This window comes from Lottiidibacillus patelloidae, from assembly GCF_002262935.1.
Taxonomy (GTDB): Bacteria; Bacillota; Bacilli; order Bacillales; family SA5d-4; genus Lottiidibacillus; species Lottiidibacillus patelloidae.
In genome coordinates this window covers 61,101-73,368 of the sequence record NZ_NPIA01000010.1, presented here as the reverse complement: position 1 = coordinate 73,368, position 12,268 = coordinate 61,101, and the positions used below count along the sequence as shown (strand labels likewise).

At 35.5% G+C, this 12,268-nt stretch carries 9 protein-coding genes and 1 rRNA gene; 2 read left to right on the top strand and 8 right to left on the bottom strand.

The genetic code is table 11. The features are described from left to right. A 16S ribosomal RNA gene (locus tag CIB95_RS14945) occupies nucleotides 1–66 on the bottom strand; the annotation flags it as partial. 260 nt (nucleotides 67–326) lie between these two features. Next, nucleotides 327–569: a hypothetical protein gene (locus CIB95_RS14940; RefSeq protein ID WP_094926475.1), complete on the bottom strand. Its 243-nt coding sequence runs from the start codon at nucleotides 567–569 to the stop codon at nucleotides 327–329. Nucleotides 570–703: 134 nt separating this feature from the next. Here CIB95_RS14940 and pdaB point away from each other — a divergent pair, with 134 nt between their 5' ends. Next, nucleotides 704–1,465, top strand: coding sequence for a polysaccharide deacetylase family sporulation protein PdaB (gene pdaB, locus CIB95_RS14935; RefSeq protein WP_094926473.1), 762 nt, complete (start codon nucleotides 704–706; stop codon nucleotides 1,463–1,465). 50 nt (nucleotides 1,466–1,515) lie between these two features. Here the strand turns inward: pdaB and CIB95_RS14930 are convergent, their stop codons facing one another. Then, nucleotides 1,516–2,109 (bottom strand): KinB-signaling pathway activation protein, encoded by a 594-nt coding sequence (locus tag CIB95_RS14930; protein WP_094926472.1) that lies wholly within the window; start codon nucleotides 2,107–2,109, stop codon nucleotides 1,516–1,518. 156 nt (nucleotides 2,110–2,265) lie between these two features. Here CIB95_RS14930 and gerD point away from each other — a divergent pair, with 156 nt between their 5' ends. Next, nucleotides 2,266–2,865, top strand: a complete 600-nt coding sequence (gene gerD / locus CIB95_RS14925) for a spore germination lipoprotein GerD (RefSeq protein WP_094926470.1) — start codon at nucleotides 2,266–2,268, stop codon at nucleotides 2,863–2,865. A gap of 58 nt (nucleotides 2,866–2,923) precedes the next feature. Here the strand turns inward: gerD and CIB95_RS14920 are convergent, their stop codons facing one another. The 5 genes from CIB95_RS14920 to CIB95_RS14900 all read right to left on the bottom strand — a co-directional run bounded on the left by CIB95_RS14920 (nucleotide 2,924) and on the right by CIB95_RS14900 (nucleotide 12,028). Then, a complete protein-coding gene (locus tag CIB95_RS14920; RefSeq protein ID WP_094926468.1) occupies nucleotides 2,924–3,331 on the bottom strand; it encodes a hypothetical protein in 408 nt (135 codons plus the stop codon). Between the two features lie 139 nt (nucleotides 3,332–3,470). Next, nucleotides 3,471–4,517: an Mrp/NBP35 family ATP-binding protein gene (locus tag CIB95_RS14915; protein ID WP_094926467.1), complete on the bottom strand. Its 1,047-nt coding sequence runs from the start codon at nucleotides 4,515–4,517 to the stop codon at nucleotides 3,471–3,473. A 72-nt stretch (nucleotides 4,518–4,589) separates the two neighbouring features. Continuing rightward, entirely contained in the window at nucleotides 4,590–5,306 is a 717-nt protein-coding gene (gene cwlD, locus CIB95_RS14910; RefSeq protein ID WP_094926465.1) for an N-acetylmuramoyl-L-alanine amidase CwlD, read from the bottom strand. A 71-nt stretch (nucleotides 5,307–5,377) separates the two neighbouring features. Beyond that, entirely contained in the window at nucleotides 5,378–5,827 is a 450-nt protein-coding gene (locus tag CIB95_RS14905) for a DUF2521 family protein (RefSeq protein ID WP_233144161.1), read from the bottom strand. A 120-nt stretch (nucleotides 5,828–5,947) separates the two neighbouring features. Further along, nucleotides 5,948–12,028, bottom strand: coding sequence for a CehA/McbA family metallohydrolase (locus tag CIB95_RS14900; protein WP_094926462.1), 6,081 nt, complete (start codon nucleotides 12,026–12,028; stop codon nucleotides 5,948–5,950). Nucleotides 12,029–12,268: the final 240 nt, after the last annotated feature.

The following is a 12,268-nucleotide window of genomic DNA, read 5'->3' as shown; positions in this document are numbered from 1 at the left end:
CTCGACTTGCATGTATTAGGCACGCCGCCAGCGTTCGTCCTGAGCCAGGATCAAACTCTCCATAATAGTTTGTTTGATTGCTCATTTTCCATCTTTTTTTGAAAGGTGTATGGAACCTTTTTTCTAGAGTGTTAACTCTAGGAATTACGATTGACTCGCTTGGCGTTTCGTTTAGTTTTCAAAGAACAATTTTTGCTGTCGATTAGTGTCGACTTGAATTATAATAACAGGTTGTCCACGTTATAGTCAAGATGTTTTTTCATCTTTTTTATAAATGATTTTTGTTATGTTTTCAGACGACTTTTTTAACAACGTTAGTTAATATATCACATCTGTTTTTTAACAGTCAACCTTTTTTTCTTTTTTGTTCTTATGTACTTTGCGCAGTCTTTTTGCGAGCCAAATCTAGCTAGCATTTTAAACAATATTTGATAACGAATTTCCATAGCATCTTTTATATCATTATCTATACGAGGGTCCGTTAAATCTAATAGTAACTCCTCAAGCTCTCTTTTAATTAAGTACTCCATTTCCTTACCTTCTTGTTCTGTTAGTAATAACCCGATCATTTTGACCACCCCTTTTTCTTCACATATGTTTGCCTTATTTTCCAAAAATATGTACAAATATTTTTTCTTTTCATCATATCTTGTCCTACGTTGCATATGTTTGAAGTAGATACGTATGGAGGAGGAAATAGAAGATGAATTTCTTTTTTGTCATTAATGGGAAAAGGTTTAAGCAATACTTAATTATCGCTATTGCTGCTTTATTTGCCGCTGCCATTTTATTCGTTGAGCGTGGTCAACAACCAGTATTCTCTACAAAAACCGGTCCAAAAGCAATATACCAAGGGAGCGAAGAGACGAATAAAGTAGCACTTACTTTCGATATAAGCTGGGGAGATAAAAAAGCTCTTCCTATATTAGAAGTTCTTCAGAAAGAAGGTATTTCAAATGCAACATTCTTCCTTTCCGCTTCTTGGGCAGAAAGGCACCCTGAAATAGTAAAAAAGATTGTTGAAAGCGGCTATGAAATAGGAAGCATGGGATACCGTTTCAAGAGTTATACAGAAATGGATGATAACGAAATTAAGAAAGACCTTTTATATGCTCAGCAGATTTTTGAAAAAATAACTGGGAAAAGACCTTCTTTATTAAGACCACCAAATGGTCATTTTGATACAAGGGTTTTAAATATTACGGAATCGCTAAAATTTGATGTTGTTCACTGGAATAAAAACTCAGAAGATTGGACAAATCCTGGGGTTGATAAAATTGTCTCTAATGTGATAAATAATTTAGATGGTGGGGATATCATCTTATTACATGCATCAGACAGCGCTAAGCAAACTGCCGAGGCTTTACCTAAGATTATTAGTCAGATTAAAAGTAAAGGACATTCTTTTGCTACTATATCAAGCATGATTGCTAATGCTGAAAGTAAAAGCAAAGAGGAAAATTAACTTCATATACAAAAAATGAGCTGAGGAGAAATCCTCAGCTCATAGCATTTTTATTTTGTTGTTCCAGTTAATCGATGTAAGATGAGAACTTGCCAAATGTTACATGCCAGTAATGGTAATAGCATTAACCATAAATATTTCGCATCATTAATTCGAAGCACTGGGAACCATTCTAATGTCGTTACTACCACAATGAAAAATAGTGTAGGAACAAAAGCTCCTTTATTCGTTGCTTTACTTTTTACATATGCCACTACTAAACCAACTACTAACAGGAATGAAGCAGTTAAAATATACGGTAAGATTCCTTCACCTTCTGCAAAGTTAATATAGCGTAGCCATATTAAATCAAAATACACTACTGCAATTAAAAGCCACTGTACCGGATTCCATAAAGCTCCGAACATCCCCAACCCAAAGCGATGAACTGTTAAGTAAGCAAAAAAGCCCATTTGACTAATTAAGCTAAAAATTAAGGAAATGCCGAACAACCAAAAAACAGAAAATAAAATATCAAGAGCTAATCCTTCTCTTAAGAAGTTTATGTATTGTTCTCTCTCTATAATTACACCTGTAAATACTCCGACCATTCCACCTAGTAATAATGTTGTATAAAATAAGTAAATCCAATTTTTTATTTTCATGTTAATGTTCACATCCCGTTACTTTAAATACTTTTCCTATTCGATTTTACCAATGAGGCTTAAAAATTGCTACCTTTAGCTGAAATTCATGAATAATATTAGGTTATTTCACCCCATATTAAAGTAACCTATTTATGAGTGAAAGGAGTTCAGCTTATGGCTAGAGCAAAATTGCTCTTCTTCTCCTGTATTTTTTTATTCCTAATCGTAGCATGTGCTCCAAAGGAAGAAAGTGAAGGTAATTACGAAAAGACGAAAAATATGGTCGTAGACATCCTTAAAACAGATGAAGGAAAGAAAGCACTGCAAGAAATGCTTGCTGATGAAAAAACAAAAGAGCTTTTAATTATGAATGATGACGTTGTCAAGGCGACAATTAAACAAACGTTACTATCTGAAGATGGCTTAAAGTTTTGGAATGAACAGTTTAAGGATCCTAAGTTTGTTGAAACATTTGCAAAAAGTATCCAGGAACAAAACAAGCAACTTCAAAAAGATTTAATGAAAGATCCTGATTATCAAGAAGCGATGATTGAAATATTACAAGATCCTGAAATGGAAAAACAGCTTACTAAATTGTTAAAGAGCAAAGAATACCGTAAGCATTTACAAACAGTGATCATTGAAACATTAGAAAGTCCATTATATAAAACACAACTTATGGAAATTTTAACAAAAGTAGTAGAAGAGGTAATTAAATCTGGTAAGGCTAGCGAAGATTCCGGAGGCCAAGGTGGTTCCGAAGAAAGTGAATAAATTTTCATTTTGAATGGTGCTAAAAGCGCTCAGAGAATTAAGCTCTGAGCGTTATTTGTTATACCGTTGCAAACCCAATAATGCTAGCCTCAAAAAATATGTAACTAGCTATAATTAGCAGATTTACAGTAACTAGTAGGATTCCTCTATTTTTCGATTTCTGAAATAAATAATAGTGACTAATAAAGATAGTAACGATATAAAGTGTCATACCTACTAAGACATATAACCAAAAAACATTGTCAGTCGGATTATTAATAGAAATTGGGAATCCATCTTTTAGAGAAAACAAAAATTCAACGAAGCTATAGAAACCGTATAAAACAATAATAAACCCTTGCTCCATGCTTCCCATTTCAACACTAGCCACTAAGCTAATAATTAGCAAGACGATTAGATAGCCAACAACAACCATTATTCCTTTTATTACGTATGGATTACTACTTTCACTCTTCCCATTAACCATTCAAATCACTCACTGTCAAAAAATTTTACCATTAGCTACATTTTAACATTTCTTTCCTAATACCGTTTTCCGATATAAAAAAGAGTACAAAACCTAAGAAGGTTTTATACTCTATCTGTCTTTTCAACTAAGTTAGCTTTTATTTATTTAACTTCGAAATCACTTTATCAGCAATTCCATCATATATTTTTCCAATGCGATCGTATTCACGGTATACCGATGGCGCGAATTCATCATCTTTTACATCTGGTTGCTCTAATGGGATTTGACCGAATAAGTCTGTTTTTAACTCTTCAGCTAATCGTTCTCCTCCCCCACGACCGAATACATATTCTTTTTCACCAGTGTTTTTACTTTCAAAATACGCCATATTTTCAATGACACCTAAAATAGTATGGTTTGTTTTAATAGCCATTGCTCCAGCTCTTGCTGCAACAAATGCTGCTGTAGCATGTGGCGTAGTAACGATAATTTCTTTACATTCTGGTAGCATTGAATGTAAATCTAATGCAACATCACCAGTACCAGGAGGTAAATCCAATACTAAATAATCTAAATCGCCCCACTCTACTTCACTAAAGAAGTTGTTAAGCATTTTACCTAACATTGGTCCACGCCATATTACCGGTGCATTATCTTCTACAAAGAATCCCATTGAAATTACTTTTACGCCAAAACGCTCGACAGGGATAATGCGTTCGCCACGAACAACAGGTCGCTTATCTATACCCATCATATCTGGAACACTAAACCCATAAATGTCTGCATCAATGATTCCGACTTTTTTCCCTTGTCTAGCAAGTGCTACTGCTAAGTTAACAGAAACTGTCGATTTTCCAACCCCACCTTTACCACTCGCAACAGCGATAAAAGTCGTCTTACTATTTTTGTCTAGTAAAGAAGGCGGTTTATTTGCTTCCCCAGATAGGTTTGCAATTTCCTCTTCCGTATATTGTTCAAAACGGAGACCAACAGAACCCGCTCCTGCTGCTTTCAATTCATTTACAAGCGCCATTTGTAATTGCATTTGTTCCGGAGTCGCCGGTTTCGCAATCGCTAACTTCAGACTGACGTAATCATCTTTAATTTTCAAGTCACGAACTGCATTACACTCTAGCAATGGTTTATGTAAAAATGGATCTTGCTTATCTTTTAATATTTCAAGTACTTTTTCCTCTGTAATCATGATAGCACCGCCTTTTATGTGTAAATATTCTTTAGTATAAGTATATCATAATAAAACAAGAAGTACCCTCTCTTAGTCCGAGGGTACTTTTTCATCTGTACTATATCTTAGTATACCTTGATAAATGGAGGCGGCAATTTTTCTTTGATATTGTGCCGTCTTTAACAATTCACTTTCATGGTGGTTTGATAAGAAGCCTACTTCTACTAATGCTCCTGGAATTTTCGCTCTTGAAACTAAGTAGACGCCACTAATCGGTTTAGCAGATCTGTTTGTATTTTCTAAGTTGCGTCTTATTTCATGTTGAATAAACTTTGATAATATTTCATTTTCTTCAATACTAGGATTAAAAAATGTTTGCGCCCCTCTCCACTTTTCAGAAGGAATTGCATTTAAATGAATACTTATATATAAGTCTGCGCCTGTTTCATTTATTACTTCTACTCGTTTTCGTAAGTCTTGATTTTTTCGATGCCGTAATCTTCCCGTTCCTTCATCAGCTAAATCTGTGTCCTTTTCTCTCGTCATAATAACTAGTGCACCAGCTTCTTGTAAGTAATCTCGTAATGCAAGGCAAATTTCTAGTGCAATATCTTTTTCTTGCACACCCGCTTTACTAGTTGCCCCACCATCGGGCCCTCCGTGTCCTGGATCTAAAATAATAACTTTTCCAGAAAGAGGTGTATTCCAAGTAGACCAAGAAAAGTCACTTAAAAACTGATTCTTTATTAATAGAAATAAAAGTACAACCGATAAACTAACAATGGCAACTTTTATCCATTTCCTCACCTTTATCCCCCCTAGCCCACTACACTATCTATATATGACTATATGGGACAAGGTGAAGTTTTATGATTTGTTTAATGTAAACGAAGTCGGATTTTTTTTAGACCTTCTAAAAACCCTTTCTCCCACCAATAATTTATGTAACTTTCGCAAGTAAAGTATAAATCTTCTGTGCTCATATCTCTCGTTTTACCGAGCCATGTATTAATAAAATCATATAAATAGTCAATATAGCCCGACATTTCTTGGTAAGAGCGCTCCTTTACTTCATTTACCGATTCGCCAAAATGTCCGAAGCGGCTGAAGCTGGCTCCCAATAAATAAGATTCTATCGCTACATCAATGCAGCCATCTTCAATTGCTAAATAATAAACATATGTGGGATGCACATAAGGATTGAATTGTTCTTTTACATGTTCTTGCAAAACTTTTAATGATAGTTCTCGCAAAAGTTTTTTTTCATACTGTAAGCGTTTTTGTCTTTTTCTTTCTTGAAAAGTGGTAACTACAGACAAGCTTCTCACCCCTTTCCTTATATTGTCTTCCTATTTTATTTTCATCATACAAAGAAGTAACATTTTTGTTGTTTGATTTTTTGCGCATAAAAAAACCTCTCTTGAAAATTCAAGAGAGGTTTTTATTTACTATGCTAAGCTATTTTTTCTTCTAGCTACTACGAAGATTACAGCACCAATTACTAATAGTGCAAAACCGTATAGTAACATATCATACATTGACGTTGCTGTATTAGGTAATTCTGGTTCTCCAGCATTAATTGGAGTTTCATCATCACTGTTTGCAAAGACACCGAATGTACTAAAGTGTCCTACATTTGCTTGCGCAAAACCAGTTGAAGAATCATAACTACTACCTGATACAAGCTCCCATTCACTTGTTGTTTCATTATAATAGAATACTTTTATGTCTGTAGCTTCTACATCTGTGATAAGCTCTTGATTTACTTCAAATGATAAAGTAATCACATGTCCATCAAAATCTGTTACTTGTGTAGAGCCAATTGTGATGGTGAAATCATAAACAGCACCTAAAGCACCTTCTGCTACTTTCTTCTCAAGTGTAATTGTAATATCTGCCGATCCAGCAGCTGCTAAAAGTTGTGCGATGATAGCAGCAGGAATTGATACAGAAGAATCACCTTTACCTATTTGCAGTGTAGCATTACTATTGTTTAACTCAACAAGTAGATCGTTTTTCAAGTTAATTACTAACTTGTTTTGATCTTTTGCATTTTCAGGATTAATGACAACTGTACCACCGTCTGCCACTTTATTTACATCGTCAGCGCTTATAGTTGCTGTCATTTCCTTATTCTCACTATTAATTACAGTTTGTGGAGTTACTGTAACTTTTTTCGGAGCTTCTTCTTCCTCAACTTCACATTCAATTTCGCTAGTATTCATCGCTAAGTCTTCTGCAAAACGTACTCGGATACGGTTTCCAGCAGCACCGGAAGAAGCAATACCAGCTACATCAATTTGATCGCCAACTTCGAAGCGGTCAAGCCCTAATGGTAAGTAACCATCAGTGTGAATGTAAGCATCACCATAACAGTCCTCAACTAGCATATAACTTCCTGAGTCATTAATCTCAGTAATTGTACCCGTCATTTGTACTAACTGGCCGTTGTAAGTTCCAGCATCAACGTCTGAAGAATCAACAATCTTCTTCTCAACGATCGTACCTTCACCTACATAAAGAATTTCCATATCAAAGTCTTCGAACGCTAATTCCATTTCACCTTCGAAGAATGTTACTCCACCAGTAGCAATTACAACTGTTCCTACAGGTAAATCTTTACCTTGTGGACCATATAGTGCGATACCACCAGTTTCATCTTGAATGTAAACAGTATCAAAGAATTCTCCTGTTGGAGCTGTAACAACACCTTGAACTGTTACGATATCTCCTTCTTCAGCAGTTTCACGAACATCACCAATATTTTCAATTCGGTCATAACCTGCTAACCAATCAATTGCACGTAAAGTGAATGACGTGTTACTAACATCATTAACAATTTCATAATCAGAGTAGAAGTGACGACCCGCAACCATAATACGTCCTTCACCAATTAATTCTTTTGCAACTAATGGAATTGCTTCACCATTGTCACCAGAAGTTTGGTTTTCATCATCTTCTCCACCAATTGCTTCATTATACGTGTAATATCCTTCAGCAACATTGTAGTTGTAAGAAGATTCATTACCAGCAACTAAAATTTCCAATCCTGTTGAAAGGTCATTTGTTAACGCTTGTAAGTTTTCATCAACTAATGAAGAACTTGAGAAGAAGCGAAGTGCTTCCATATTATCATTGATGTTACTTAAAGGTGTATCAGGCATTGTGTATGCATATACTGACCACTTCATACCACCACTGTAGTATTCAGAAGTGTTTGGCTCGTATACGTTATCACTATTTATACGGATACCTGAGTTCATTTCTTCTAGTAAACCATTAAGCATTCCGTTATCTGCAAAGCTATAATTAGATTTTGCTGATAACATTAATGAACCACCAGCTTGAACCCAATCGCTTACTGCTTTCATTTCGTCAGCAGATAAGTTATCTGCAAGCTTTGTTGGTGTAGTGATTACTAGCGTATCATATCCAGCTAATGATTCAGCTGTAAATGGCGCATTATTAAGATCTGTAGAATATCCATTACGACGTAATAATTCCATGAAGTCATTCATTGCTCCAGGAGCGTCATAATTTTTATGGTACATATCGATTAATACTTTCTTTCCATTCGAGCTAACAACTTTTACGTTTTTAGCCATTTCTGTAACAGTAGTTACACCTTCAATTTCAGTTAAGACTGCAATAATACGATCTTGACCAGATTTTTCTGGAATCCAAGCCACATCGATGACACCAGATTTTCCTGGAGCGATGTATCCTAAAGTACCAGTTCCGATATAGTTCTCTTCACTTACTTCAGAGCGATAAAATTTAACTTCTAAGTTTTCAACAGAGCGGATACCCATGTTGCTAATTTGTGCAGTTAAAGTTGTTTCTGCTCCTGGTAAGCTCGGATCAGGATTTACTAATAAACCTGTTAATTTAACATCATTTTCTCCAGCAGCAGTAAAGATTGCTGAAGCTGTCGTCCACTTACTATTTGAGTGGATAACTTTTACTACATACCAGTTAGCACCTTTTTCAGGAGTTACTGTTGGATTCCAAGTAAACTCAGTTGCTCCACCAGCCATAATTGTGTCAATGATCGTTCCACCGTTAGTAATTAATTGAATTTGGTCGATTGGGTCATCATTGTCTTGTACCCAGATATCAAATTCAAGTGCTTCGCCTTCTTCAACTTCTAACGTACTACCCATCCAGAAACCGTTTGCTTTTACGCGTAATTTCGTATCGCGAGCTTCAGTCGAGTAAACACGACGATTTTTAACAGCTTCCATAAATGCTTCATTTGATAAATCTTCTGCAACTACTGCAGTTAAGTTATCTGGGTCACCCCAGTTTGTTGAGTGATTATCTTGTCCATTAATTGCACCTACGTGCCAACCGTTATCCATTGCTTTGAAGAAATGTTCTTCCGCGCGTGCATAACTGTATGGTGGTGCACCGTTACCTATTTCAATCATACTCATCATATGGTCTACTTCAGGAACATAAGATAAGTCGTTAAATGAATCACTTGGCCAGTTCGGGTGGTTAAATGCTGCTACTACGTTTTCTTGTTCAGTTAACCAGTTGTAGAAATCCGCAAGTTGCGTCATTTGCTTTTTCGCTTCTACATAGTTTTCAGAATTCCAAACGTTAGCATGTCCCCAACTAGAAGATGTCATTTCAAATCCACGCATTGCAAGGAATTCACCTGCATGAGCTTCATTAAACGCGTTTATCATTTCTCCAGTTTCATGCCATTCAGATCCTGCTTCTCCAATAAATTCGCTTTTATCTTCAGCTAAACGCCCATCATCTAACCAGTTTGAGTGGTCAGTTACGATTAAGTAATCTAGTCCATTGTTATACGCATATTCAAATGCATCCGCAGGAGTTCCTTTACCATCAGAGAAACCAGTATGTGCATGTGGTACTCCGAAGTAATAATTGTACTCAGCACTGTCTTTTTGTACATAGAAATGAGATATTACACTAACTTTTTGACCGTTTACATCAGCAATTTCAAGGTATAAACTATGTTCGCCGTATGCTAAGTCAGTTGCAGGTGTATAAGTAAATGTAAAGTTTTCAGCATCTACTGAAGCATCTGCTGTTACATCTGTCCCATCTAAATGTAGTACGAATGATGTCCAGTCAATTGCTGCTTCAGTTTCTTCAAATTTTGCAGAAATTGTTGGTTTTACATCTTTTGTAGACGACATTTTCGCTGGGCTTAAGTTATAAATTAATGGTAACTTCGCATTTGGATCAACTGGCGCTTCTTGCTCAGTCATATCCGCTCCATCACGTAATTTTACTTGTGGTGATTTGTATGCTGCAGAAATACCAATTACGCTGTAAAAACGATTTTCAATAAAGTCTGCTTTATTAAAGTTTTCCGCTTTTGAAAAGTATACTGCAGTTGTGCGATCTTCCATATCCGTCACATAAAAACTATAGTTGTCTGACGTATCAGTAAGCTGTACTAAGTCTAACTTTACTAATGAACCTTGGTAATCAGCAACTTGGTCAATAGTGATTGATACTGGTTCTGGTAAATCATTACCAGTGTTAATTACTTCAATTGTATCTGCTGTAGCTACATCTAAAAGTAGGTCAGCGTTATTTTCTCCAATAATACCAGTAACGCGAATTTTGTCTCCAAGATTGTAGCCACTTAAATCTACTTTACTACTATACGTATCAATTCGAATACCTGCAGTAGCATCTTGGATATAAATTAACGTGTCTCTTTCTGTATGTGTAACTATACCTTCAACTGTTACTTCTGTACCTGCATCTAAAACTCTTGCAGCAGCAATATCTGTTGTGTTTGTCTCTTCAGCTGCTGGTACAATCATATCTGCTCCGTCACGAAGCTTTAGTTGAGGTGTTTCATAATAATTATTTCCAAGGCCAATAATGTCATAAACTTCACCAACATTGTAGTTAGCTGAATCGAAATTATTTGCTTTACTATGATATAACTCTGATTCACCTGAGCTATCTTCTACTGCAAAGGAATATTTTTTAAATTCATTAATTGTTACATCTAATACTTTTACTAGCTCACCTGGGTAGTCTGCCAGTTCAGCTAATGTAATTGTAATCGGTTCAGGAAGTTCTAAACCTTCGCTAATTACTTCAATATTAGCTATATCTTCTAAACTTACTTCCAGTTCGTCTCTAAAAGCATCAATATTACCTGTCACCTTTACAATACTACCTGCAGTGAAAGGTGTTAGATCAACATTTTTTCCATATGTGTCAATTTTAATTCCAGCAGTACCGTCTTGAATGTACATAGCTGTAGCGCTTTCATTAAAGGTAATCATACCTTGAACTGTTACTTCTAAACCTTCGTCTATTACACGTGCCATTGATATTGGCATCGCTTCCATGTTAACCATGTCTGCACCATTAAGGAGCGTAATTTGTAAATTCTCGTAGTATGTTGAAGCGATTCCTTCAATTACATATACTTCACCATTAGCATAGTTTGCAGTGTCAAAATCTGCTGCTTTTTTATGGTATAAGTTTGCAGAAGCTGAACTATCTTGTAATAAGAAGTTATAGCTTTCTGTATCTAGAATAATAGCACCATTAACTTTTACTAATTGACCTTGATGGTCTTCTAATTGTGAAAGTGTAATAGTTTTTGCTTCTGGTAGATCATTACCTTCGCTTATTACTTCAATACTTTCTGCTGATTCAACAACAATTAATAGTTCTCCTTTGTAAGAGCCGATTGTACCAGTTACTTTTAATTTACTACCTACTGCATAATCTCTTAAATCAACAGCTGGGTCTGAACCATAAGAGTCGATCTTAATTCCAGCAGTATCATCTTGTATGTACATCTTGTTACCGCTTTCATTAAACGTTACAATTCCCTCTACAGAAACTTCAACTCCAGCATCTGCGTTTCTTGCTTCAGCAATCGTTAATGTGCTGTCAACGGCATCAACTGAATGTGAACCTAAATAATCGAACGTATTTTGAGCATATCCATCCCATTCTGTAGCTGGGTCAAAATCATCAGATGCATTAGTATCACCTGACGTGATTGAACTTTTGCGTACTAATGTATGCTCTTTTGTCGTAACATCACCAGTTCCCCATTCTGAACCAGGATCTTCACCTAATTTACCAATTACATCAATAATAGTGTCGTTATGCTTTAAAATAAGAACATCGTCACCATTGTAATAAGTTGCGGCACTAGTAATATCTGCAACATCTAATATTGCCTGGTCTGCTCCTGCATTAGCAATGACATATACATCTCCATTAACCAATGTCCCTTCAAGAGTAGTAATGTTTGGGCTATCTGTTGCTCCATTGTTATATCTTTCAATTGTGTACTCGCTTAAATCTACATCAGAACCTGTCCCATTATAGATTTCTATTGCTTTGTTGTTACTACTTCCCTCAATATACTCTGAGAAAAATAGATCATTTTCTATTGCTTGAACGTTTTGTGTTGTAAGTGGATGCGCTGGCAGCATGCTTAGTAGCATTAAGACAACCATGAACATTGAGAACCACTTACGATTCTTGTTATAAAATCGATTCAAAGCTTTTCCCCCTCTTTTTTATTACACAATCTACTATTTTTTATGTAGATATAGTACTTTTGTACTTTTCTATTTTATCAGAATACTAGTGTATTAACATCAATTTTTTGTAAATTCACATACAATTTAGGATATATACTTAGATTTTTTCACAAAAAAGCATATATTTCGTGATATATTTACATAAATGTTTATATTTTGTTTATAATCTAAGAGTTAAATCGATATAAGGAGAGGGAA